We start from the raw sequence: 24,323 nt of genomic DNA on the forward strand, positions 1-24,323 counted from the left end.
ATCGACCTCATGCAATAACGGTTGAAGTTCCACTTCACGCTGTGTCATCGGCTGCCCGGCGGTTCAAACCGGCGGGAACGGCAGCACCCGGTCGATGACATAGGTAGACAGTTTTTGCGGTAACAACTTCTGCACCAGGATCAGCAGCTTGACGTCACTGGACAGGTTGATGCGAAACTGGCGCCTGAAGCAGCCCTTGAGAATCGCCGCGGCCGCCTGGCCTGCGGGCATCGGCTTGCCACGGCCCATCTTGGCCTTGATCCAGGCCGGCATATGCTCAAGCTCACCGGCGTACATCGGCGTGTCCAGGTCGCCCAGGCAGGCCAGGTGCACGTGCACCTGGCGCGGCAACAGCTCGCGGCGGATGGCATCGGCAAAGTTGTTCAGGCCGCCCTTGGAGGCGGCGTACAACGAATAACCGGCCGCGCCCACCAGGCCAAAGCCCGATGAGATGAACAGCACATGGGCGCCGCGGCGCAGCAAGGGGATGCCCAGGTAGGTGGACGACACCGCGCCGAGCAGGTTGATCTTCAGGTTGCGGTTGACCTCCTGCAGGCTCTTGTAATCGCCCAGCAGGTCGATGGTGGCAATCGCCGCGTTGACGATCAGAAAGTCGATGGCCTCAAAGCGCCGGCTGATCGTGGCAAAGGTGCTGCACATGGCCTGCTCGTCGGCAACATCACAGACGAAGGTGTGCACGTTGATCCGGCTGTTCAGCGCCTCAAGGCTGGCCTTGGCCGCCTGCAGCCGGCCCTCGTCGCGGGCCAGCAGCAGCACGTCATAGCCTTTTCTGGCCAGTTGCCCGGCCAGCTCCAGGCCCAGGCCGGATGAGCCGCCGGTAATCAATGCGATCTTGTTCATCGGCTTCACTGCCCCTGGATGCGGACGATCGGCGCCACTCGGTACTGGCCCGAGAGCAAGGCGGGCCCCGGGTTGTAGCAGCGCAGGTTGAGGTTGAAGTAGCCGCTGTGCGAAGGCAGCCAGTTCCCGGCGAACGGCGGCGCAACCGGCGCCTTGCCAATGAACACCGAGGTCGAGCCATCGGCATTGGCCTGCAACTGGTGATACAGCGAATTGACCGTGTACTTGTCCTGCGGGTTGTCGGTCAGGCGGCCCTGGTCGTCGTAGTAGCTGATCGACCAGAAGGCTTCAACCGGCGGCAACTGCCCGGCTTCAAAGCGGATTTCATACTGGTTGTCGCCATGCAGCAGGTTGCCTTCGCAATCCGTCCAGGCCATGAAGTACAGGCTTTCTTCCGGTACGTTGGCCCAGATGCCGTGCAACGACACCAGCGCACGCAGGATGTAGTCATGGCCGTAGTTGCCGATCGCCCCCGGCAACTTCCAGCCGTTGTTCAGCTCGCCGCGCTCGAACACCTTGCCTTGCAGGATCGCCGTGGCTTGCACCACCGCGCGCGCCAGGCCTTCGCGCACTGCAGGTCGCAGGCTCTGGTGGGCGAAGCCGTTTTCAACGCTGATACCGACGTCGGCCATCAGCCCGAGCAACATGCCTTCGCTGGCGCTGGGCGGGACAAACTTGAGCACCGCGCCCAGCTCTTCGAAGAACGCCAGCTCCGCCGGGCAACTGGAATCGCCCGCGCGCAGCGGCGCACAAGACCCCGGGGTAACCTGCGTCAGGTCAAAGCCCGGGTGGTCGGCGCCGTGCAGCGGTGTCAGGCGCAGGCCGTCCTGCAGGGCGTTAACCGCGCTCAGGTCTTCATGATCGCCCGCGGCAATGCGCCCGACCACATACAGAAAGTCGCTGTCGCTGTAGATCACCGTGGCCTGCGCCGGCACCCGATGCTGATCGCGACGGTTGGCAATCACCACGCTGGGCAGTTGCCGGCTATAGGTGCGGGTGCCGAGGTTGGCCAGGGTCTCCATGTACGGATCGAGCACCTGCAGGCCATACCAGCGCTCCTGGAAATCTGGCGCCGTGAGTACCAGCGGGCCCTGGTGCAAATCCAGTACTGCGGTGGAATAGAGAAAATCGGTGGCCGAGTTGACGAACTTGCTCGACGCCCGGGTCGACAGGCTGCGCATATGCTGGAAGGCGTTGATCGCCTGCCCCTGCGCTTGCGCGCCGTGGCCGACCACCTTGCCCAGGCGATACTTCCAGCACTCGACGATCGGCAGCCCCCAGACCACCAGTTGCACACCGACACTGAACGCCCAGTCCTGCTGACCCTGGGCAACCGTTTGGTGGATATCTTCAGCCATGCTCATGAACACACTTCCTGCGCTATAGAGGGGTGAGCCTGTGGCCCACGCGGACATTGACGGGTGAACCAGGGCACTCAGTAGTTCATGTCGCAGGACCAGTCGCGGCTGTTATCGACGACGATGTCGGGCGGCAGGCTGTATTTCATTTTTTCCAGGGCAAAGCCCCAGTTGGCCTCGATGGCCCGGGCCTGTTGCTCGCTGTAGGTGTATTTGTTCTTTTTGTAGCCGGCGATCGATGCCAGGTAGGCCTCGATGTCCTTGAGCACGGCAGGCTCGAGCGGCAGGTCGAGGGTCTGGTAGATGCGCTTGACTTCGTTGAGCGGGTCTTCGTCAAAGTCCTCGTAACTCACCTCGACCAGGTTGCCCGGCGGCACCAGGTCGCGCGCATCCCAATAGGCATTCATGATCTTCCCGTACAGGCTGTAGCAGAGCTCGGAAAAGTCCTCGTTGGTGAACTCCTGCAGGGCCATTTCCTCGGCTTCCTTGACGAAGTCATGCAGCGCCGACACATAAATGTTGTAGGGGTTGCGCGAGATGTGGATGAACTTGGCGTTGGGATAGAGCTTGAGCAGCATCGGAATCCGTGCGGTGTTGTAGGGGTTCTTCAGCACCAGGCGCTTGCCGTTGGCCAGGAACGAGGCCTTCTTGATCACCTGCTGGTAGACCTTTTCCCAGTTCGCCACCTCGTCGGGGCTGGTCTGGAACAGCACGTACTTGTCGAAGCTTTCGCGGATGGTGCGCGGAAAGTGGTTGCAGTGGTGCGAGGTGGTCATCAGGCACGACAGGCTGAATTCTTCTTCCTGGGGCAGGTCGACGCCGATCTTCATGTTGTCCATCATCCGCTGCGCCGGCAGCAGGCTGGCAACCATGCGTTTGAGCAGCTTGTGGCGGCTGAGGATCACCGCGCAGGTAGGGAAAATTGCCTGCAGGGTGGTCAGGTAGCCCAGGCGCTTGTCCTGGCTGATGACGTTGTGCAAATGGGTGGTGCCGCTGCGCCAGTGGCCGAGGATGAAGATCGGGTCTTCCTGCAGGCGGCTGCGCTCGATGGCCTTGTTGAACCGCAGGGTTTCCACCAGGCGCAGCGGCAAGGTCAGCGCCGTGCCGCACAGTGTCAGGGTGAAGGTCGCCAGCTTGTCGCGGCTGACGCCGCCATGCTTGATGACATTGCGGATCAGGTTGCTGGCACTGCCGCCGATGTACGGATGCACCGACAGCTTGCCTTGTTTCTTATCGCTCATGATGACTCCCTTGTTTTTATAGTTATGCGCAGACACGCTCAGCCTTCGCGCTGTTGCGCGCTGGCCTGCGGTGCATCGAGCAGGTCCATTTCCATCAGGGTTTGCAGGGTGGCGGCGACCGCCTTGTCCAGCTCCGCGGCGCTGAGCTGGGAGTGGATCGAATAGCGCACCACACCCATGCCCGCCGGGATTGCCGGCTGCAGGAACACCGAGGTCAACACCCCGCGCTGCTGCAACTTGCCGTAGAACACGCAGGCTTGCTGTTCGTCGTCGAAAAACAGCGAGAAGATCTGGCACTGGCTGTCGCCCACCGCCACCCCGGCCTCTTGCAGCTGGCGGCGAAACTCGCTGGCGTTGTCCAGGCAGCGCCGGGCGCGCTCGGGTTGGTGCATGATGATGTTCAGCGCAGCCAGGTGCCCCGCCGCCGAGACGCTGGAGGTGGCCGAGCTGAAAATCACCGAGCGACAGCCGGCGCGCACCAGCTGCATGGCTTGGGCATTGCCGGCAATCAGCCCGCCGTGCCCGCCCAGCGCCTTGTTCAGGCTCACCGTGCGAAAGTGCACGCGTTCGGCCAGGCCCAGTTCCACCGCCAGCCCGCCGCCGTTGCCGAACATGCCGAAGGAATGCGCCTCGTCGAGCACCAGCAGGCACTCGTGGGCTTCGCAGATTTCCAGGTAGCGGCGGATGTCGCCGATCGAGCCGTCGGTGCTGTATACCGCATCGATGACGACGATGCCCGGGCCGTTCTTCTCCAGCCGGCGCAGCAGGTCGTCGGTGTCGTTGTGTTCGATGACGATCTTCTTGCCCAGCGACAACTTGATGCCGTCATACAGCGACGCATGGGCATGCCTGTCGATGTACACCGGCTTGAACAGCGGCGTGATCGCCTCGAGCAGGCCGACGTTGGCGGCCCAGCCGGAGGTGGTCAGAATCGCGTCGTCGGCGCGCATGCAGCGGGCCATCTGCGCGCGGAACGCTTCGCACTCATCGGCGCTGCCGCCAAAGATGCTCGACATGAACGACTCGTCGCGCAACTGGGCATTGGCCCCGGCGCGGGCGGCACTCACGGCCGGGTGATTGCCCAGGCGCAGGTAGTCGTTCTGGTGCAAGGCGATGTAGCCGCTCAGGTCGCTCGGCTGGCAGAACGGGAACGGGTCGAGGCTGGCGACGAACTCGCAAGCCGGGCGCATGTGCTCGACGTACCAGTCAGGCAGGCGCGCCGGGTTAGAGGTGTGCAGGGGTGCGTTCATGGTCAGGCCATCCCGATCATTTTCTTCAGGAACCAGCGTGAACTGCTGGTATAGGGCGCGCGCACCGCATCGAGGAAGTTGATGCGCGACTGGCGGAACACCGGCTTGAAATGGCTGAAGGCCTGGAACCCGCGTTCGCCGTGATAGGCACCGAAACCGCTGTTGCCGACGCCGCCGAACGGCAGCGATTCCTGGGTGTAGTGCAGCAGCGTGTCATTGATGGTCACGCCACCGGCCACTGTGCTTTTGAGCACGTAGTCCTCGACGTTATGGTCGTCGGTGAACACATACAGGGCCAGTGGCCGCGGGCGCTGGTTGATGTAGCCAACGGCGCTGGAAAGCTGCTCGTAAGGCACGACAATCAGCAGCGGGCCGAAGATCTCGTCCTGCATGATCCGCGCATCCTCGGGCGGGTCGATCAACAGCGTCGGCAACAACCTGCGGCTCTGCGCGCAAGACAGCTGCTGCGGGTACACCGGGTGCTGCTGCGCCCCACGGCCAATGGCATCGTCGCAGTAACCCTGCAGGCGCTCGAAGTGGCGGCTGTTGATGATGCTGGTGTAATCCGGGCTGTGCAGCGGGTCGGGGTACATGTGCCGGACCTGCGCGCTGAACGCCTCGACGAACTCGGCCTGGCGCGCCTTGGGCACCATCACGTAGTCCGGTGCGGTACAGGTTTGCCCGGCATTGAGCAGCTTGCCGGTCACGATCGACTTGACTGCGCGCCGCATGTCGAAGTGCTCGTCGATGATCACCGGCGACTTGCCGCCCAGCTCCAGGGTCAGCGGCGTGAGGTTGGCCGCCGCGGCCGCCATCACCTGCTTGCCGACCGAAGTGCTGCCGGTAAACAGCAGGTGGTTGAAGGCAAGTTCAGTAAACTGCCGGGCCAGTTGCTGGTCGCCTTCGACCACGCACACGTGCGACGGCTTGAAGGCCTTGGCCAGCATCACCTGCAGCAGGCGGCCGACTGCCGGGGCCATTTCGCTGGGTTTGATCATTACCCGGTTGCCGGCGGCCAATGCGGCGATCAGCGGCTTGATCACCAGGCCAAACGGGTAGTTCCACGGCGACATGACTCCCACTACCCCCAGCGGCTGCGGCATCACCCAGGCGCGGGCGGGCTTGAAGTTGATGTCCACCGCGCAGCGCCGGCGTTTCATCCAGCGCTTCAGATGACGCTTGGCGTAGGTGCAGGCCTTGAGGCTGCCGACGATCTCGGCCATCAGCGTTTCTTCTTCGCAGCGGTGGCCGAAGTCCTTGTCCAGCGCCGCCTGGATCTGCGGGATGTGGCTGCGCACCAGTTGCTCGAGGTCGTCCAGCGCGCGCAGGCGCTCCTCAAGGCTGGGCATCGGCTGTTCGAGAAAGGCTGCCGTCTGTTGCTCGAAAATCGCCTGCAGCGCCGAGGCTGGCGCCTGTGGCTGATCACTCAAGGACACAGGGCGCACCTGGGCCGGGTCGGCAACACTGGAAATCGAATGGTTCATGTCCATCACCTGCCTTCAGTTACTCAGCCAGAGAAAGGGGTTGCTTGATCGGTGCCAGGCGGTGCCCGGGCACCAGTGCCGGCGCCTGGGCTTCATGGCGGGTCTTTCTCGACAGCCAGACTTTCTTGTAGCGATAGAACGGCGCGCCGGGGTACAGGTGGTGCGACAGGTGATAGTTCTGGCCGACGAACAACGGGAAGAACAGCCAGTCCATACCGACCCGGTTGTTGGTCGCCTGGTACTTGTTGTCGTGCGCCTTGGTGGCGTGGGGAAAGTGCGGCAAGTAGTCGAAGGTGATTGCCAGGAAGAACTGCGCGACCCGGGTCGGCAGCAGGTACAGCACCAGGAACGGTACGATCCAGCCCATCAGGCAGACGGTCACCACCACCGCCACGGCAAATAGCCAGGCCAGCCAGAACTCGACCTTCTCGGCGGTCGGCCGGGACTGATAAGAGCCGTTGCGAAAGTAGGTGGTGATGTAGGCACTGTCCATCATCAGCCAGCGCAGCGGCAGGGTCCAGGCGCGGCCGCCACCGCAGGAATAATCCGGGTCCAGGCGCGGATCATTGGTGTGATGGTGGTGGGCCATGTGCAGGAAGCGGTAGGTGCGCAAGAACGGCGTCAGGGTCACCAGCAGGAACCCCAGGCGGCCAATGACGTCATTGGCAAAGCGGTTGGCGCAGATCAGCCCGTGGGACGCTTCGTGCAACACGGTGTAGGCCAGGTACGAACACAAGGTGTTGATGACGAATGCCCAGCCCATGGCCAGGCGGTCGCTGACCGCCAGCGCCGTGGACAGGATGAAGGCCAGCATGATCACCACGAACAGGATGATGGTCGGCCAGGCGAAGCGCGGGCGGGTCATCAGGCGGCGAAACTCGTCCTCGCAATCGACGTGCGCGCCGTGCTGCGGTACTGGGTTCATGGTTCAGCCCTCGTGAGCGTGGAAAGGTGGTTGCTGAGTTCGTCGATCGACGGGTAGTCGTAGACCAGGGCAGGATCGAGCTCGCGCTCAAGCCATTCACCGAGCTCACCGATCATGCCCACGGCATCGCGCGAGGCGACGCCGTACTCATCGAACGCCAGGGCGCTGTCGACCTGGGCCAGGTCAAGCTTGAGCAGGCTTGCCAGGTGTTCGCGCAGCCATTGGGCGATCTGTTGCTGGCTCATGACGTCACCTCCCTGGTGCCCTGGTGGTTGAGCTCGAACGGCGAGACCACCGCCTGCAACTGCCCGTCCAGGTACAGGCTGCGGCACTGCGCGCGCTGCAACTTGCCACTGGAGGTCAAGGGCAAGCGGCTGCTGACGAACAACAGCTCATCCAGGGCCACACCATGGGCACGCGACACTGCCGCGCTGATCGCCCGGCTGGTCTGCTCGACCGAGAAGATCTGCGCCTGGCTCTTGTGCAGCGAGATCACCACCACCAGTTGCTCGCGCTCGTCGCGATCGACGGAAAACGCCGCGATGGAAAAGGCATTGGCGATGCTGATGCTCAGCTCGGCGAGGGTGCTTTCGATGGTCTGTTCAAGGTCGTGGGGATAGTGATTTTTGCCATCGATGATGATCAGATCCTTGCGCCGGCCGGTGACGAACAGCTCGCCCTGGTGCATGAAGCCCAGGTCGCCGGTGCGCAGGAAGCGCTGCTGCGGCTCGCCTTCAAGGGTTGCCTGCAGCACCTCCTGGGACAGTTGCGGGCGGTTGCGATAGCCGCCACTGACGCTCGGGCTGCTGACCCAGATTTCACCGACCAGATCGTCCGCCAGTGCCACGCAGCGCTGCGGGTCGACCACGCGTACCTGGCAGCTTTGCGCCGGTACCCCGGAGCTGACGAAGTGAATGCTCTGTGGCCCGGCGTGCTGTGCGTCGACCAGCACCGCACGGTCGAGGTTGAGCTGCGCTTTGTCCAGGGTCAGGGTCAGCGGCGTGACGCCTTGCGGCACGCCGGTGACGAACAGCGTGCTTTCGGCCATGCCATAGCAGGGGCAATACGCCTGCGCCCGGAAGCCACTGTCGGCAAAGGCTTCGGCAAAGCGCTCGAGGGTGCCCTTGCGCACCGGTTCAGCACCGCTGTAAGCGACCGTCCAGCTGCTCAGGTCCAACTGCTGGCGTTGCTCTGGCGTAGTGCGCTGCAGGCACAGGTCGTAGGCGAAGTTCGGTGCGCCACTGGTGGTTGCGCGGTAGCGGGAAATCGCCTCCAGCCAACGCAGCGGGTTGGCGACAAAAGCCAGCGGCGACATAAGGATGCAGCGCACACCCAGGTAGAACGCCTGCAGCAGGCCGATCAGGCCCAGGTCGTGGAACACCGGTAGCCAGCTGACATACACGGTGTTGTGGTCGTGATTGAGCGACTCGGCAATCATCTGCTCGTTGCTCATCAGGTTGGCGTGGGTGACCACCACGCCCTTGGGAATGCCGGTGGAGCCCGAGGTGTACTGGATGAAGGCAACTGAGCCAGCATCGATGGCCGGCGCCTGCCATTGCCCGGCAAGCGCGGGGTCGGCCTGGTCGACGTCGACCACCTGCACCAGACCGGTGATGGCCTCATGCGCGAGCAGCGCCGCCAGCGACAGCCGGTCAGTGATCAGCAACTGCGCCCCGGCATCGCTGATGACCCGGCACAAGCGTTCACTGCTTTCATTTTTTTTCTGCGGGTAAACCGGCACTGCGGCAATGCCGGCATACAGGCAGGCGAAAAACGCCAACACAAACTGCGGCCCGGGTTGCGTGGCGATGATCGCCGCCGGTGGTTGCCGCTCGGCGCCGGCCTTCAGGGCCAGTTGCTGTTGAAGTTCGACCGCCAGTGCCCTGGCGGCGTAATCCAACTCGGCGAAGGTATAGGTCTTGCCCTCTTCGCGGCCCTTGTCGAGCCACAACAAGTACTGTTTATCGGGTTGTACCCGGGCATGATGACGGGCGAGATCCACCAGCGTTGCAACTACCGATGCAGCGGCCGACGGTTTCACCAGCGAGGTGCTCCGCTCAACGTTCATATTCATGATTAACGGCTCTGGTTCGTTATTATTTTTATACAGCGCACAGCCCTGACTCGCGCGCACTCGCGCGCGACCGACGTGTTATTGAAACAGTGTTATTAGCTGTGACGTAAGAGACTCAACTGCTCACTATCAAACGCTGCGCTTCATTGCGTTCAAGTTTTACGCAATAAAGAACAAAGTAGGGTGTCCCGACAATAATATTGAGCATGATGGTTTTGAGAATTTCCGGCGTACCGACCAATCGATGCGCAGCGGCATAGGTCAGCAGGGTCAAGCCATAGGGGACAAATGCAGCAATTGGAAAGCGCCAGGGTCTGGGCGTGACGCTAAAGGCAAACTCTACCAGGCCGGCAACCAGGTAGCCGCCAATAAAACTGCCCAGCGCCTGTACCATGGCCGAGGCCATGGCGGTTTCCAGCCCGGCGTTTACATAATAGGCCCAGCCGCCGTAGAGGATGGCCGACAACACCCCGGTTATAAACATTCGCCTGCTTTTACTGCCACGCGCTGTTGTTGTTATTGTTGTGCTCATCTCGAACGGTCTCCGGTGATTGCCAGTAGTAGCCGCGGTCTATCATTAGAAACAAACAAACGTACTGTCAGAGGATCAGAAAGCCCAGGCGCACGCACATCGCCAGGAGCACCAGCCAGCTCAGCATGAACAGCTTGGAGCGTGGCCCGACCTTGTTGTTGGTGACGTGCACCAGGCTCTGCAGCACCCGGCAGGCGACGTAGGCCCAGGCCAGGCCGATGAACACCCAGTCAACCTTGGCCAGGCTGATCAGGGCGACACACAGGAAGTAGAACGGTGGCGTTGACTCCAACAGGTTATGAAAGCAGCGCTCGGTCTGGCGTACTGCCCGCGGCAGCTTCTCGCCAGTGTCATAGGTCTTGAAGTAAGCGGCACTCAGCGCTCCGGACTTCACGGCACTTTGCCGTCCACGAAACATCAGATACAGCACCACGACGGTCAGCAGGATCATTGCCAGCGCCGGATAAAACATCAGACCTTGATTCATTGCACACACCTTCTTATTGTTGGTTTTCTACAACTTTCCGATGCCCAGCCGCTCGCCCGCCACTACACCGGCGCGCAGGCTGAACAGTTGGCCCTGGGTTCAAGGCCAAATCGACGATAACAGACCGACTACTTTACGGTGGCGTAATACAGCGTAAGAAACATCCCAAACAGTTGTGACTATTCAGGCTACTTCGGCAGCATTGACAGCGATTGCCCGAGACCGTGTCTACTGCATGTAGCAGCAGCGGTTACGCCAGCAATCTGAGCAGGACCGAGACGACAAAAGCCGTGTGGTGATGGGTTTAACTGCAACCCGAATGACGTGGTCGACTCCGTTCGACATATTCGCGCTCCTCGCTTAACTGTTTCCAAAAGTTGCACGGTTCTTTTCGAGCGTCAAGCGAAAAAAAACACCGCTCATCGCTTTTGGATCCCTTCGCCGGGCACTTGCACTGTTTACCTGTAAAGAAGTTGTCACACCGGCGTCGAGTAACAAGTCTAGACCGGGCATCACGCCATAAAGAGGGATTGGCGATAACGGCTATTCAAATGAGTTGATATTTTTTAATAAATAACTATCGGTCTTACAGTGACCAAACGGTCACGCTATTTTCCCGCTGAAATTGCAGTTTCAGCGTTGCCCGGATTTACATTTCATTACTGGACGCTTGGGGGTAGCAGACCTAGGATCTTTTCGCTGCCCATAATAATTACAACGCCCAGGGAAGGTTTATCCGCATGCACAGCCCCGTGTTGTCTATGGTATTGCCTGTCAGCCTCATTGCCCTGCTCGCGGCCTGCGACGCCCCTGCCCCGCCTTCGCCCCCTCCCCTTGCGGTGCTGATTGTCCATCCGCAGGCGGCAACCGACCTGGCCGATGCCTACCCGGGGGAAGTGCGCGCACGCTTCGAGCCGGAGCTGGCCTTTCGCATCGATGGCAAGGTCAGCAAGCGCCTGGTCGAGGTTGGCCAGAAGGTTCGCGAGGGCCAGCCACTGGCGCAACTCGACCCGCAAGACCTGCATTTTCAGCTCGACGCCCGCCGCGCCCAGGTGGCCGCCGCCCAGGCCAACCTGCGCTTGGTGCAGGCCGAGCGTGATCGCTACCAGCGGCTGTTGCAGCGCAATATGGTCAGCCATTCGCAATTCGAGAATGTCGACAACGCCTACCGTGCAGGCGAAGCCCAGCTCAGGCAGGCCACCGCGCAATTCAACAGTGCCCGCAACCAGGCCGACTATGCCGTGCTGCGCGCCACTCAAAGCGGGGTGATTGCCCGGCGCATGCTCGAAGTCGGGCAGGTGGTCAGCGCCGGGCGCACGGTGTTCAGCCTGGCCGCCGACGGCGAGCGTGAAGTGCTGATCAACTTGCCGGAGCAAGCCTTCGAGCGTTTTCGCATTGGCCAGCCGGTATCGATAGAGCTGTGGTCGCAACCGCAACGGCGCTTCAACGGCCAGATTCGCGAGATGTCACCGTCGGCCGACCCGCGCTCACGGACCTTTGCCGCCCGGGTGACCTTCACCGACAACGCCGTACCGGTGGAGCTGGGGCAAAGCGCGCGAGTGTTCATCGCCCATGAAGCCAGCGCGACCCTGGCAGTGCCGCTGTCGGCGCTCAGCGCTGAAGCCAACCGGCCGTTTGTGTGGGTGGTCGACCCGCAGCAATCGACCCTGCGCCGTGCCTTCGTCAGCATCGGCAGCTTTGGCGAACAGCAGGTCGCGGTGCTGCAGGGGCTGGCGCCGGACGACTGGGTGGTCAGCGCCGGGGTTCAGGTGCTGCGCGAGGGGCAGAAGGTCCAGCCGGTCGATAACCAGAACCGTCAGGTTGCCTTGGCCGGCAAGGAGTAGCCCGGATGAATTTCAACCTGTCTGCCTGGGCGCTGCGCAATCGCCAGATCGTCCTCTATGTGATGTTGCTGATGGCCGTGACCGGCGCCCTGGCCTACACCAAGCTGGGCCAGAGCGAAGACCCGCCCTTCACCTTCAAGGCCATGGTCATCCGTACCCTGTGGCCAGGAGCGAGCGCCGAAGAGGTGGCGCGCCAGGTCACCGAACGGATCGAAAAGAAGCTGATGGAAACCGGCGAGTATGAACGCATCACCTCGTTCTCGCGCCCGGGGGAATCGCAGGTGATCTTCACCGCCAGCCAGACCCTGAACTCGGCGAAACTGCCCGAGCTGTGGTACCAGGTCCGCAAGAAGGTCAGCGATATCCGCCACACCCTGCCCCAGGGCACGCTCGGGCCGTTCTTCAACGATGAGTTCGGTACCACCTTCGGCAACATCTATGCCTTGACCGGCCAGGGCTACGACTATGCCGTGCTCAAAGACTACGCCGACCGCATCCAGTTGCAGCTGCAACGGGTCAAGGACGTCGGCAAGGTCGAGCTACTGGGCCTGCAGGATGAAAAGATCTGGATCGAGCTGTTGAACACCAAGCTGGTCAACCTCGGTTTGAGCCTCGGTGCGGTGCGCCAGGCCCTTGAGGAACAGAACGCGGTGGCCGCCAGCGGCTTCGTCGAGACCCCGACCGACCGCGTGCAATTGCGGGTCAGCGGGCGCTTCGAGACCGTCGAGCAGATCCGTAACTTCCCCCTGCAGGTGGCCGGCAATACCTTTCGCCTGGGTGACGTTGCCGAGGTCAAGCGCGGCTTCAACGACCCGCCGGCGCCGCGCATGCGCTTCATGGGCGAGCCGGCGATCGGTCTTGCCGTGTCGATGAAGGCCGGCGGCGACATCCTGGTCCTCGGCCAGGCTCTGCAAGGCGAGTTTGCCCGCCTGCAGCAGCACTTGCCGGCGGGCATGCAATTGCACAAGGTCTCTGACCAGCCGGCGGCGGTAAAGACCGGCGTCGGCGAGTTTGTCCGGGTGCTGAGCGAAGCCCTGGTGATCGTACTGGTGGTCAGCTTCCTGTCGCTGGGGCTGCGCACCGGCCTGGTCGTGGCCCTGTCGATCCCGCTGGTGCTGGCCATGACCTTTACCGCCATGTACTACCTGGGCATCGGCCTGCACAAGATCTCCCTGGGGGCACTGGTGCTGGCGCTGGGATTGATGGTCGACGACGCAATCATTGCCGTGGAAATGATGGCGATCAAGATGGAGCAAGGCCTCGACCGATTGGCCGCGGCCAGTTACGCCTGGACCAGCACGGCCTTTCCGATGCTCACCGGCACCCTGATCACCGCCGCAGGTTTCCTGCCGATTGCCACCGCGCAGTCGGACACCGGCGAATACACCCGCTCGATCTTCCAGGTGGTGACCCTGGCACTGTTGATGTCGTGGATCGCCGCGGTGGTGTTCGTCCCCTACCTGGGCGCACGGCTGCTACCACAGCGCAGCCACACCGGCGTGCAAGCCCAGGCGCACGGCGCCCAGGCCACTTACGACACGCCCTTCTACCGCCGGGTGCGGGCACTGGTGGCCTGGTGCGTGGACCATCGCAAAACCGTGATCGCCCTGACCCTGGGGTTGTTCGTCGCCTCGATCCTGCTGTTTCGCTTCGTCCCGCAGCAGTTCTTCCCGGCCTCGGGGCGCCTGGAGCTGATGGTCGATATCAAGCTGGCCGAGGGTGCATCGCTGACCGCGACCGAACAACAGGTCCATCGCCTGGAGCGCCTGCTGGCCGAGCATGACGGCATCGACAACTACGTGGCCTATGTCGGCACCGGCTCGCCGCGCTTCTATCTGCCCCTGGACCAGCAACTGGCGGCGGCAAGCTTTGCCCAGTTCGTGGTGCTGGCGAAAACCATCGAAGACCGCGAAGCGCTGCGCCAGTGGCTGGTCGCGACCCTCAATGAACAATTCCCGGCCCTGCGCACACGGGTCTCACGCCTGGAGAACGGGCCGCCGGTGGGCTACCCGGTGCAGTTTCGGGTATCGGGTGAACACATTCAGGAGGTTCGCGCCCTGGCCCGCCAGGTGGCCGACAAAATTCGCGAGAACCCCCATGTGCTCAACGTCCACCTCGACTGGGAAGAGCCAAGCAAGGTGGTGCGCTTGAACATCGACCAGGACCGCGCCCGGGCGCTGGGGGCCAGCACCGCCGACCTGTCGCGGTTCCTCCAGGGCTCGCTGACCGGCGCTGCGGTCAGCCAGTACCGCGAAGACAACGAACTGATCGAGATTCTTGTGCGCGGCAGCGAGCAGGAGCGCCAGCAACTGTCGCAACTGTCCAGCCTGTCGATGCCGACCGCCCAGGGCCATAGCGTCAGCCTGGCGCAGATCGCGATTCTTGAATACGGCTTTGAAGAGGGGGTGATCTGGCACCGCAACCGCCTGCCGACAGTGACCATTCGCGCCGATATCCAGGGCGACCAGCAACCGGTGAGCCTGGTCAAGCAGATCCAGCCGACCCTGGAGCCGATCCGCGCCAGCCTGCCTGACGGCTACCTGCTGGAAGTCGGCGGCACGGTAGAGAACTCGGCGCGCGGCCAGCAGTCGGTGAAGGCTGGCCTGCCGCTGTTCGTCGTGGTGGTACTGACCCTGTTGATGGTCCAGTTGCGCAGTTTCTCGCGCTCGATCATGGTGTTCCTCACCGCCCCGCTGGGGCTGATCGGCGTCACCCTGTTTCTGCTGATGTTCCAGCAGCCGTTCGGCTTTGTCGCGCTGCTGGGTACCATCGCCCTGTCGGGCATGATCATGCGCAACTCGGTGATCCTGGTCGATCAGATCGAACAGGACATCAAGGCCGGCATGGACCGCTGGCAGGCGATCATCGAGGCCACGGTACGGCGCTTTCGGCCCATCGTGCTGACCGCCCTGGCGGCGGTGCTGGCGATGATTCCGCTGTCGCGCAGCATCTTCTTCGGGCCCATGGCGGTGGCCATCATGGGCGGCCTGATCGTCGCCACCGCCCTCACCCTGTTGTTCCTGCCGGCGCTGTACGCCGCCTGGTGCCGGGTCAAGCGGCCCTAGCCAGGCACGCGCTCGTCGGCAAAAAAGGCCTTGCGCCCATCCACCTGGCTGGAGGCGCGAGGCAGGTTGGCCGCCTCTGCCGTGGGCTTCTCGACATACCAGTAGCAGTGTTTCGCCGCGCGGGTAATGGCCACGTAGGCCAGGCGCAGGACTTCGTCCTTTTGCGCGTTGTCGAACGCCTGGGCATCGCCGCTGCGGCCCAGGCCCGCCTGACGATAGACCTGGTTCTTGTACGGCGAATGGGTCAGGTGCTGGCAGTCGCCGAGCATGAACACCGCGTCGGCCTGCAGGCCCTTGGCGCTGTGATAGGTCAACTGGCGCAGGCGCCGTTGCGCCGCCGGCAAACCGGCTTCGTGGTTGACCAGTGCCTGCAGGTGCTCGGCAATCGCCGCCTTGTCGCTGCTCTTGCGGTACAGCAGCATGACCGATTCGCCGTTGCGGTAGTGCTCCAGCAGGGTTTCGGCCAGGCTCGCCTCGTCACGCTCGAGCACCTTGACCGGCAGCGGCGTCTCGGCCGCCGGGCCGCAAGCCCTGGCCTTCTTGCCGCTGATGGCCGGCGCCGATTTGACGATATGCTCGGCCGCATCGATGATGTGCTGGTGGCTGCGGTAGTTGTCGGCGAGCATCACCCGCGTGCTGCTCGGCGCCGGGAACTCTTTGGCAAACTCCATGAAGTACTTGGGCGAACTGCCACGCCAGCCGTAGATCGACTGCCAGTCATCACCCACGCACAAGAGCGACGAATGCTGCGCCACCCGCCCGACCTGCATGGCCGGGCCACGGCGGCGGATCTCGCGCAGGCAGGCGCGCAGCCAGGACACGATCTGCGGCGAGACGTCCTGGAACTCGTCGATCATCAGGTGTGCCAACGGCCGCAACAACGGGTCGGGCAACAGCTGCAGGTTCTGCGGGTTGTTCTCGCCGAACAGGGCGAACATGCGGTTGTAGCTCATGATCGGCGGCGACTGGCCCAGCAGGTGCGCCTCCAGGGCTTTCCAGTACAGGCCCAGGGCTTCAAAGAACAGGGCGTCGGTGTCGCCGGCCGGGAAGCTCATGGCACCGACCGCCTTATTGACCTCAAGCCCGAGGTTTTCGATAAAGCCGGCAGCGCCAACAAAGGCATCCAGCAGCGGCGCTGCGCCCAGCTCGCCCTTGACCTTGTAATCAAAGCCCGGCCCGGCCACGGCATCACCGGCCAGGGACGATGTCAGGCGCTTGGCCGCAGCGTAGTTTTCCAGCCAAATCACAGGCTTATCGCAGAAAGCTTGAAACAGGGTGCGCTTTATCACCCACTCCGCCCACACCGGCAGCTTGGCCCCGGGGCGCTTGTACTGCTGGTTTTCCTTGGGGTCGAAACCGAGCACTACGTAAGCGTCCAGCTCGGCGATATGGCCATGGAAATGAAAGCGGCTACCGTTGATTTCGACGGTTTCGCGGCTCGGCTCGATGCCCTTGATCGGCCAGGCACCGGCAGCAAACCACAGGTCTTCGAGGGTGTCGCACAGCTCTTCATCGCGGCTGGCCGACAGCTGGGTCACCGCCACACGCTTTTGCACATCGGGGTGGTCGCGGTCCAGCGCCTTGAGCTGCAGGGCCTCGCGGCGCAGGCCGGCGATCAGCTCGGCAAAGCGCGGGCTGCTGCCCAGCAGGTCGCGGTAACAGAGGTTGAGTTGCTGGCGTTGGGCATCGTTGATTCGCAGGTCAAACGGGTTGCTGTCGGCGTTAGCTTCGCTGCCGCCGGGCATTTCGCTGCCCAGGGTCTCGAACGCGCGCACCTGGCTGAAACCCGGCAGGCTGCGCACCAGCGGCAGGATACGCGAATGGAAGGTGCGCACCAGCTCGCGCGCCTGCACCTGGCTGAGTTCCAGTTGCCACAGGGCAAAGACCTGGACCAGGCGGTTGATGAAGTCCTTACGCGATTCGCGGGTGAAGGTCACCACGGTCATGGCGTCCAGCTCGTAGCCCAGGTAATGGCGCAACAGCAGGATGCGCAGTACCAGCGAAGTCGACTTGCCGGCGCCGGCACCGGCGATCACGCAGGTCGACGGCGTGTCGCTGAAGATCATCTTCCACTGCGCCGCGCTCGGCTGGGCGTGGGCTGGCAGGCGCTGGGCGACGTCGGCCTTGAAGCGCTTCTTGAGCTCGGCAGTCAGCGCCAGGCGCCAGTCGTCGAACAGGGCGTCGTCGAGCCCGGGCACGCCATGGCCGTCGGGGCGGGTGTCACGGATCACCAAAACCTGGCGCCCGGCCTCGTAACCATCAATCCGCCCTTCTTCGTAGCCTTCGCGCAAGCCATCGGCGTGACCGGTGCGCTGACCATTGGCATGGCCCTGGAACCAGGAGTCGCGGTGCTGCGCCTGCAAACGGCTCAGGCCTCGACCCAGCAGGCGCGCCGCGAGGCGCCGCAGCCAAGGCAACTGCGCCGGCGCAATCAACTCCAGGGGTAGCTTGGGACGCTCTTCAGACACACCGACTCCAACAGAATGAAAACCAGCGGCCATGTTCGCTCCATCGGGCAAAAATCACCAGCCGATTACTTGTAGATCAGTGAATTAGGCGATAAAGCGTACAAATTACCGCAGATCTATATATCGACAAACATGATTATCATCAGCCGAAATTTACGCTTATTTTCGATCATTTCTTGATGGATCATATGTCCCATCCACTCACTTTCGAGGACAACCATCATGCTGCAACTGCGCCCGTTCAAGAGCCTTGGCCATGCCAACCATGGTTGGCTCGACGCCCATCACCACTTCTCGTTCGCCGAGTACCACGACCCGGCGCGCATGCACTGGGGTACCCTGCGGGTCTGGAACGACGACCTGATCGCCGCCGGCAGCGGCTTCCCGCCGCACCCGCACCGCGACATGGAAATCATCACTTATGTACGTGAAGGCGCCATCAGCCACCAGGACAACCTGGGCAACAAGGGCCGTACCGAAGCCGGTGACGTGCAGGTGATGAGTGCCGGCACCGGCATCACCCACAGCGAGTACAACCTGGAGCAGGTCGATGCGCGCATCTTCCAGATCTGGATCATCCCGCAGCGCGTTGGCCAGGCGCCGTCCTGGGGCACCCGGCCGTTCCCCAAAGGCGAGCGCGGCGAAGGCTTCGTGACCCTGGCCAGCGGCCGTGAAGGCGATGAGCAGGCGCTGCAGATTCGTGCCGATGCACGCCTAGTGGCGGCGACCTTGCGCGCCGGGGAAAGCGCCGAATACCGCTTCGAAGCCGGGCGTCGAGGCTACCTGGTGCCGGCCAAGGGCCTGGTTGAAGTCAACGGCGTGAGCGTCGAAGCCCGTGACGGGCTGGCGATCGAGGATGAGCAGGTGCTCAGGGTGATGGCGGTGCAGGACAGCGAGATAGTGCTGGTTGATATCGCGTGAGGGCCATCGCGGGTCAAGTCGGATCGCCGCACCGCCGCTCCTACACCCATCTGTAGGAGCGGGCTTGACCCGCGATGCTGTTAGCGGTCAGGCAATCGCCGCGTCCACCAGTTCCTGGGCTTCGGCCACCAGGCGCTGCAGGTGCGCTTGATCGATGAAGCTTTCGGCGTAGATCTTGTAGATGTCCTCGGTACCCGACGGCCGCGCGGCGAACCAGCCGTTGGCAGTCATCACCTTGAGGCCGCCAATGGCCTGGTTGTTGCCCGGCGCATGGCTGAGGATCTGCTCGATCGGCTCACCGGCGAGCATGGTCGACTTGACCTGTTCGGGTGCCAGCTTGCTCAGCAGGGCCTTTTGCTGCGGGTTGGCCTTGGCCTCGACGCGGGTGGCAAACGGCTCGCCCAGCGCAGCGGTAAGCTCGACATAGGCCTGGCTCGGGTCGCGGCCGGTGCGCGCGGTGATTTCCGCCGCCAGCAAGGCCGGGATCAGGCCGTCCTTGTCGGTGGTCCAGACGCTGCCGTCCTTGCGCAGGAACGAGGCGCCAGCGCTCTCCTCGCCGCCAAAGCCCAGGGAGCCATCGAACAAGCCGTCGGCAAAGAACTTGAAGCCCACCGGCACCTCGAACAGGCGGCGGCCCAGGCGCGCGGTGACGCGGTCAATCAGGCCGCTGCTGACCACGGTCTTGCCCACGGCGGCGTCGCTGCGCCACTGCGGACGGTGCTGGAACAGGTAGTCGATGGCCACCGCCAGGTAGTTGTTCGGGGCGAGCAGGCCATTTTTGGTAACGATCCCGTGGCGGTCGTGGTCCGGGTCGCAGGCAAAGGCCACGTCGAAGCGCTCGCGCAGGCCGATCAGGCCTTGCATGGCGTACGGCGAGGATGGGTCCATGCGGATCTGCCCGTCCCAGTCGACCGACATGAAGCGGAAAGTCGGGTCGACCTCGGTGTTGACCACTTCCAGGTTGAGCTTGTAGTGCTCGGCAATCGCCGACCAGTAGCGCACCCCTGCCCCGCCCAGCGGGTCGACGCCCAGGCGCAGGTTGGCGCCGCGGATCACGTCGAAGTCGATGACGTTTTCCAGGTCGGCGACGTAGCTGGCGACATAGTCATGACGGTGGGTGGTGCTGGCCGCCAGCGCCTGCTCATGGGCCATGCGCTTGACGCCGTCGAGGCCCGCTGCCAGCAAGTCGTTGGCCTTGGCCTCGATCCACTTGGTGACATCGCTGTCGGCCGGGCCGCCGTTGGGCGGGTTGTACTTGAAGCCACCGCTTTGCGGCGGGTTGTGCGACGGGGTGATGACAATGCCGTCGGCAAGGCCGCTACTGCGCCCGCGGTTGTAGCAGATGATGGCGTGGGACACCGCCGGGGTCGGGGTGTACTCGTCGTCCTTGGACAACATCACCTCAACGCCGTTGGCCGCCAGTACCTGCAGGGCGCTGGCTGCTGCCGGGGTCGACAGCGCATGGGTGTCGGCGCCGATGAACAGCGGACCGTCGATGCCCTTGGCCTGACGGTACAGGCAGATGGCCTGACTGATGGCCAGCACGTGGTTTTCGTTGAAGCTCAGGTCCAGGGAGCTGCCACGGTGCCCGGAGGTGCCGAAGGCCACGCGCTGGGTAGCGATGCGGGCATCGGGCTGGCCGGTGTAGTAGGCGGTCAACAGTTGCGGGATATCCACCAGCACGGAGGCCGGGGCCGGTTTGCCCGCCAAAGGACTGAGCTTCATGCAAAACCTCAAGAAAGGATGTTCAGGGTGATGAAAACACGCAGTTTACTGGCAGTTTGACCAGCAAGCGACCGTGACTATCCCCGCGCCGGTGATTATTTCTGCTCAGGCGCCCACCAGGCCGGAAACATGCACTGTACGCGGGCTTCGGCGAAGCGGTCATCGATCAGCAACAGCGTGCCACGGTCGTCGCTGCCGCGAATCACCCGGCCCGCCGCCTGGATGACCTTCTGCACCCCGGGGTACAGGTAGGTGTAGTCGAAGCCTGCGCTGAACAGCCGGGCCATGCGCTGCTTGATCTGTTCGTTGACCGGGTTGACCTGGGGCAGCCCGAGGGTGGCGACAAAGGCGCCGATCAGGCGCGTGCCCGGCAGGTCGACGCCTTCGGCAAAGGCGCCGCCGAGCACGGCAAAGCCGACGCCCTGGCCCTGGGGAACAAAACGCTCAAGAAAACCCTGGCGCTGCTGCTCGTCCATGCCCGGCGCCTGGCTCCATTGGCTGATGGCCGGGTAGCGCGCGGCCAACAGGCTCGAGACCTGCTGCAGGTAGTCGAAACTGCTGAAGAACGCCAGGTAGTTGCCCGGCGCCTGGGCATACTGCTCGGCGATCAGTTCGACGATTGGCGCCAGCGACGCCTCGCGGTGCTGGTAACGGGTCGAGACGCTGCTGATCACCCGCACCTGCAGTTGCTCGGCGGCAAACGGTGAGGCGACCTCGAGCCAGGCGCAATCGGCCGGCATGCCGAGCAGGTCGGCGTAGTAATGGCGCGGGCTCAAGGTGGCGGAAAACAGCGTGGCACTGCGCGCTGCTGTCAGCCGCGGGCCAATCAGCGTCGCCGGCACCACGTTGCGCAGGCACAGGGTCGACAAGGCGCGCTTGCCCGGGCCCGGGCGCTTGCTGATATCGAACAGAAAGTGCTCGTCGAACAACTCGCTGACGCGGCTGAACTGCAGCGCCTGAAAGAAGAACTGCAACACCGCAGGGTCAATACCGGTCGGCGTCTGGTTGAGTTGCTCCTGGATCAGCCCGATGCACTGTTGCAAGGCCTTGAGCAGGGCGTCGGGCAGGCCGTCGACCACCCGGTAAGGCGCCAGCTGCGCCTTGTGCAGGGCATTCCACTGGCGATTGAGGCGCTCCAGGGCGCTGCCCAGCCCGGCCGGCTTAAGCTTGCGCAGGGCCAGCAACTGGCCCTGGTCGAGGCTTGCGCTGTACATCTGCCGGGCCCGCTCAACCAGGTTGTGCGCCTCGTCCACCAGCAGCGCCAGGCGCCACTGGTTGGCCTGGGCCAGGCCGAACAGCAAGGCGCTCTGGTCAAAGTAATAGTTGTAGTCGGCCACCAGCACATCGACCCAGCGGGCCATTTCCTGGCCCAAATAATAGGGGCAGACCTGATGGGCCAGGGCCACCTCACGCAGGGCTGCCTTGTCCAGCACCGCCACGGCCTGGGCGGCCTGGCGCGCCGCTGGCAGGCGATCATAGAAGCCCTTGGCCAACGGGCAGGCATCACCATGGCAAGCCGTGCCGGGGTATTCGCAGGACTTGTCGCGGGCCACCAGCTCCAGGCTGCGCAGGGCCGGCTGGGTGCCGCTGGCCATCACTTGGCGCAGCGCCTCCAGCCCCAGGGCGCGGCCGGGGGTCTTGGCGCTGAGGAAGAGGATTTTGTCCAGTTGCTGCGGGACCATGGCCTTGAGCAGCGGAAACAGCGTGCCCAAGGTCTTGCCGATGCCGGTGGTGGCCTGGGCCATCAGGCAGCGGCCGGTGCTGACCGCCTTGTAGACAGTTTCGGCCAGTTCGCGCTGGCCATGGCGAAACTGCCCGTGGGGGAATGCAAGGGCCTGCAGGCCCTGATTGCGCAAGGCCTGGCGCTGCAGCTGCTGTTCGGCCCAGTGCAGGAAGATCGCACACTGGGCGTTGAAGAACTGCTCCAGCTCCTGGGCACTGCGCTGCTCTTCGACCAGGGTCTGTTCATCGTTGTCGACATTCAGGTACACCAGCGCCAGGCGCAATGCCGGCAACTGGCGCTGCTGGCACAACAACCAGCCGTAGACCCGGGCCTGAGCCCAGTGCAACTGGCGATGGTTGTCGGGCTGGCGCGCCAGGTCGCCGCGATAGGTCTTGATTTCTTCGAGGCGGTTGAGCCGCGAGTCGTAGCCGTCGGCGCGGCCGCGCACCTGCAAGGTCGCATACTGGCCTTCGAGGCTGACTTCGGCCTCGTAGCCCTCGCCGCGCCCGGCCACCACCCGCCGGTGGCCGCTGATGCCCTCCTGGGCCGTGGGCGACGGGGTGAAGCGCAGGTCGAGGTCGCCGACCTTGGCGGTAAACTCGCACAACGCCCGCACCGCCACGCTGTAGCTCATGGCGCCCAGTGCACGTGACAGACTTCCACCGGCAGGCCGTGCCCGGCGCAGAATTCGATCCAGCGCAGCTGGCTGTCCTGCAGGCGGTCACCCGGGCCCTTGACCTCGAACATGCGGTAGCGTTGCTGCTCGGGCCAGAACTGGATCAAATCAGGCATGCCCGAACGGTTGGCCTGGATGTCTTCGAGCAGGCGCTCGAAACAGCTTTTCAGGTGTGCCGGGGGCAGGCAGGCCAGGGCTTGCTCAAGCAGTTCTTCGCTGAGCACCTGCCAATAGACAAAAGGCGATTGCAGCCCCTGCTTGCTGACAAAATGACGGCGAATGGTCTGCCGGTAACTGCCGTCGTCCAGTTGCCCCAGGCAACGGGCGAACAGCTCGCTGCGCCGGCCATGGAACTCGGCGTCGTGCAAGTCCTGCGGGGCGCTCTGGAACGGGTGGAAGAACGCCCCCGGCAACGGCGCGAAGATCGCTTCCCAGCACAACAGGCCGAACAGGCTATTGAACAGGCTGTTCTCGACGTAATGCACCTGCCCGCCGCCCTGCCCCAGGTGCAACTGCACGGCCTGCTCGACGCCCAGCGCCGCCAGTTCGGCCGGCAGTTGCAGCTCGACCAGGCTGACCTGGGGCTTGGCCCGCCGTGGCTGCGGCGGCCCGCCCAACTTGCGCTGCAAACGCGGCAGCATCCGCGCCAGGGCCTGGACCTCAAGGCTGTTGGCCGGTTGCCGGGCGATCTGCGCGGCCAGTTCGAACGCCTGCGCCCACTGCTCGCTACGCTCCAGTACCCGCACATGACGGATGCGCGCCTGCGGATGCTGGCTGCGCGGGTAGATGCGCAGGGCCAGCGGCCAGTCACCGAGGCGCTCACTGTGCTGGCCGAGTTGATACAGCAAGCGCGAGCGACGGCGCAGCAGCCAGGGGTTATCGCTGTCCAGGCACTCGATGTGCCCGACCACCTGCTCAAGCGCCACGCCCTGCTCCAGCAGCTCGGCGCACTGGTGCAAGGCCAGCGCCACATCGATGTCGCTGCGCTGGCGCAAGGCCCGCGAGTCGGCGCTGAAGGCCACCTGCTCGTAGCGCAGCAGGCCCAGGTCGGCCAGCACGAACTCCGACCAGTCCTGGTACAGGTTGCCGAAGAACAGCAGGCGCAGACGGTCGCACAAGGCCTGCAGGCGTAGCTCGATGATCGGCTCGGCAAAGCCCGGCAGCCATTGCTGCAACGGCTGCGGCGGCAGCTCAAGGGCCTGCAACTGGGCCAGCAGTTCGCCCTTGGCCGCCCGTGGCCGTTCGAGCCGCTCGGCAAAGCCCTGGGCCAACTCGTCCTTGCGCAGCAGCTGGAACAGCTGCTCAAGGCTCAGCACGCCGTCATCGACCACCCAGCCCAGGGCCAGCAATGGCGCCAGGGCAGCCCGGGTCGAGCCGATTTCGGCGTAGTCGAGCTTGCTCGGGCGAAACAGCTGGCCCTTGCGCATCACCATGCGCACCAGCAAGGCCCGGGCCGCCTGTGGCTGCTGGCGGAACTGGCTGATGAAGGCTTGCTCCTGGTCGTCGAGCAGGTCGGCATAGCGCAGCTCGATCCAGTCGAGCACTTGCTGGAAGTTGTGCAGGTAGTAGAACGGGTCGTCGACGGAATGGGCGATCACGGCGCGGTACGGGCTGGCGGCTGGAGTACTGGTTATACATACAGACGCCGCCCTCTGGCAACCCGCGGGCGACCAACGCGCTGCCTAGCGC

At 63.7% G+C, this 24,323-nt stretch carries 17 protein-coding genes; 3 read left to right on the forward strand and 14 right to left on the reverse strand.

The genetic code is table 11. The annotated features are described in order from the left end of the window. Positions 1-63: 63 nt before the first annotated feature. From LOY54_RS14975 to LOY54_RS15020, 10 genes are all read right to left on the reverse strand, one after another. On the reverse strand, positions 64-861 hold the full coding sequence (locus tag LOY54_RS14975) for an SDR family oxidoreductase (RefSeq protein ID WP_045198203.1): 798 nt from the start codon (positions 859-861) through the stop codon (positions 64-66). Between the two features lie 5 nt (positions 862-866). Beyond that, positions 867-2,225 (reverse strand): DUF1254 domain-containing protein, encoded by a 1,359-nt coding sequence (locus tag LOY54_RS14980; RefSeq protein WP_258606925.1) that lies wholly within the window; start codon positions 2,223-2,225, stop codon positions 867-869. A gap of 71 nt (positions 2,226-2,296) precedes the next feature. Continuing rightward, entirely contained in the window at positions 2,297-3,460 is a 1,164-nt protein-coding gene (locus tag LOY54_RS14985) for a sulfotransferase (protein ID WP_052676523.1), read from the reverse strand. 38 nt (positions 3,461-3,498) lie between these two features. Next, positions 3,499-4,710 (reverse strand): aminotransferase class I/II-fold pyridoxal phosphate-dependent enzyme, encoded by a 1,212-nt coding sequence (locus tag LOY54_RS14990; RefSeq protein ID WP_258606927.1) that lies wholly within the window; start codon positions 4,708-4,710, stop codon positions 3,499-3,501. Positions 4,711-4,712: 2 nt separating this feature from the next. Next, positions 4,713-6,194: a coniferyl aldehyde dehydrogenase gene (locus tag LOY54_RS14995; protein WP_082075446.1), complete on the reverse strand. Its 1,482-nt coding sequence runs from the start codon at positions 6,192-6,194 to the stop codon at positions 4,713-4,715. A gap of 19 nt (positions 6,195-6,213) precedes the next feature. Then, positions 6,214-7,119, reverse strand: a complete 906-nt coding sequence (locus LOY54_RS15000; protein WP_258606930.1) for a fatty acid desaturase — start codon at positions 7,117-7,119, stop codon at positions 6,214-6,216. Continuing rightward, positions 7,116-7,364, reverse strand: a complete 249-nt coding sequence (locus LOY54_RS15005; protein WP_045198198.1) for an acyl carrier protein — start codon at positions 7,362-7,364, stop codon at positions 7,116-7,118. Before LOY54_RS15005 ends, LOY54_RS15000 begins: the two co-directional genes overlap by 4 nt. Further along, complete coding sequence (locus LOY54_RS15010; RefSeq protein WP_258606932.1) at positions 7,361-9,193, reverse strand: fatty acyl-AMP ligase; 1,833 nt, start codon at positions 9,191-9,193, stop codon at positions 7,361-7,363. The genes LOY54_RS15005 and LOY54_RS15010 overlap by 4 nt, the downstream gene beginning before the upstream one ends. Before the next feature lie 115 nt (positions 9,194-9,308). After that, entirely contained in the window at positions 9,309-9,725 is a 417-nt protein-coding gene (locus LOY54_RS15015; RefSeq protein ID WP_258606934.1) for a hypothetical protein, read from the reverse strand. A 67-nt stretch (positions 9,726-9,792) separates the two neighbouring features. Beyond that, on the reverse strand, positions 9,793-10,212 hold the full coding sequence (locus tag LOY54_RS15020) for an MAPEG family protein (protein WP_045198192.1): 420 nt from the start codon (positions 10,210-10,212) through the stop codon (positions 9,793-9,795). Between the two features lie 740 nt (positions 10,213-10,952). Here LOY54_RS15020 and LOY54_RS15025 point away from each other — a divergent pair. Further along, positions 10,953-12,056, forward strand: coding sequence for an efflux RND transporter periplasmic adaptor subunit (locus LOY54_RS15025; protein ID WP_283817204.1), 1,104 nt, complete (start codon positions 10,953-10,955; stop codon positions 12,054-12,056). A gap of 5 nt (positions 12,057-12,061) precedes the next feature. Continuing rightward, entirely contained in the window at positions 12,062-15,121 is a 3,060-nt protein-coding gene (locus LOY54_RS15030; RefSeq protein ID WP_258606936.1) for an efflux RND transporter permease subunit, read from the forward strand. On the opposite strand, the gene LOY54_RS15035 is transcribed toward LOY54_RS15030, so the two are convergent. Continuing rightward, the gene (locus tag LOY54_RS15035) at positions 15,118-17,622 is read right to left on the reverse strand and encodes a UvrD-helicase domain-containing protein (protein WP_093382099.1); all 2,505 of its coding nucleotides are present in this window, start codon (positions 17,620-17,622) and stop codon (positions 15,118-15,120) included. The genes LOY54_RS15030 and LOY54_RS15035 overlap by 4 nt on opposite strands. A 189-nt stretch (positions 17,623-17,811) precedes the next feature. Between LOY54_RS15035 and LOY54_RS15040 the strand changes: the two genes are divergently transcribed. Further along, positions 17,812-18,510 (forward strand): pirin family protein, encoded by a 699-nt coding sequence (locus LOY54_RS15040; protein ID WP_093382094.1) that lies wholly within the window; start codon positions 17,812-17,814, stop codon positions 18,508-18,510. 87 nt (positions 18,511-18,597) lie between these two features. Here LOY54_RS15040 and pgm read toward each other — a convergent pair whose 3' ends face one another. From pgm to LOY54_RS15055, 3 genes are all read right to left on the reverse strand, one after another. Further along, on the reverse strand, positions 18,598-20,235 hold the full coding sequence (gene pgm, locus LOY54_RS15045; protein ID WP_258606937.1) for a phosphoglucomutase (alpha-D-glucose-1,6-bisphosphate-dependent): 1,638 nt from the start codon (positions 20,233-20,235) through the stop codon (positions 18,598-18,600). A 95-nt stretch (positions 20,236-20,330) separates the two neighbouring features. Next, positions 20,331-22,592, reverse strand: coding sequence for an ATP-dependent DNA helicase (locus LOY54_RS15050; protein WP_258606938.1), 2,262 nt, complete (start codon positions 22,590-22,592; stop codon positions 20,331-20,333). Continuing rightward, positions 22,589-24,232, reverse strand: coding sequence for a VRR-NUC domain-containing protein (locus LOY54_RS15055; RefSeq protein ID WP_258606939.1), 1,644 nt, complete (start codon positions 24,230-24,232; stop codon positions 22,589-22,591). The genes LOY54_RS15050 and LOY54_RS15055 overlap by 4 nt, the downstream gene beginning before the upstream one ends. Positions 24,233-24,323 lie beyond the last annotated feature (91 nt).

The sequence above is a fragment of the Pseudomonas sp. B21-032 genome (assembly GCF_024748965.1).
In the GTDB taxonomy this organism is placed as follows: domain Bacteria; phylum Pseudomonadota; class Gammaproteobacteria; order Pseudomonadales; family Pseudomonadaceae; genus Aquipseudomonas.

Coding starts and splice junctions, on each gene's coding strand:
- pgm (WP_258606937.1), bottom strand. CDS start 20,235: ATGAAGCTCAGTCCTTTGGCGGGCAAACCGGCCCCGGCCTCCGTGCTG.
- LOY54_RS15005 (WP_045198198.1), bottom strand. CDS start 7,364: ATGAGCCAGCAACAGATCGCCCAATGGCTGCGCGAACACCTGGCAAGC.
- LOY54_RS15020 (WP_045198192.1), bottom strand. CDS start 10,212: ATGAATCAAGGTCTGATGTTTTATCCGGCGCTGGCAATGATCCTGCTG.
- LOY54_RS15035 (WP_093382099.1), bottom strand. CDS start 17,622: ATGGCCGCTGGTTTTCATTCTGTTGGAGTCGGTGTGTCTGAAGAGCGT.
- LOY54_RS15040 (WP_093382094.1), top strand. CDS start 17,812: ATGCTGCAACTGCGCCCGTTCAAGAGCCTTGGCCATGCCAACCATGGT.
- LOY54_RS15050 (WP_258606938.1), bottom strand. CDS start 22,592: ATGAGCTACAGCGTGGCGGTGCGGGCGTTGTGCGAGTTTACCGCCAAG.
- LOY54_RS15000 (WP_258606930.1), bottom strand. CDS start 7,119: ATGAACCCAGTACCGCAGCACGGCGCGCACGTCGATTGCGAGGACGAG.
- LOY54_RS15015 (WP_258606934.1), bottom strand. CDS start 9,725: ATGAGCACAACAATAACAACAACAGCGCGTGGCAGTAAAAGCAGGCGA.
- LOY54_RS14980 (WP_258606925.1), bottom strand. CDS start 2,225: ATGAGCATGGCTGAAGATATCCACCAAACGGTTGCCCAGGGTCAGCAG.
- LOY54_RS14985 (WP_052676523.1), bottom strand. CDS start 3,460: ATGAGCGATAAGAAACAAGGCAAGCTGTCGGTGCATCCGTACATCGGC.
- LOY54_RS14975 (WP_045198203.1), bottom strand. CDS start 861: ATGAACAAGATCGCATTGATTACCGGCGGCTCATCCGGCCTGGGCCTG.
- LOY54_RS15030 (WP_258606936.1), top strand. CDS start 12,062: ATGAATTTCAACCTGTCTGCCTGGGCGCTGCGCAATCGCCAGATCGTC.
- LOY54_RS15025 (WP_283817204.1), top strand. CDS start 10,953: ATGCACAGCCCCGTGTTGTCTATGGTATTGCCTGTCAGCCTCATTGCC.
- LOY54_RS14995 (WP_082075446.1), bottom strand. CDS start 6,194: ATGAACCATTCGATTTCCAGTGTTGCCGACCCGGCCCAGGTGCGCCCT.
- LOY54_RS14990 (WP_258606927.1), bottom strand. CDS start 4,710: ATGAACGCACCCCTGCACACCTCTAACCCGGCGCGCCTGCCTGACTGG.
- LOY54_RS15010 (WP_258606932.1), bottom strand. CDS start 9,193: ATGAATATGAACGTTGAGCGGAGCACCTCGCTGGTGAAACCGTCGGCC.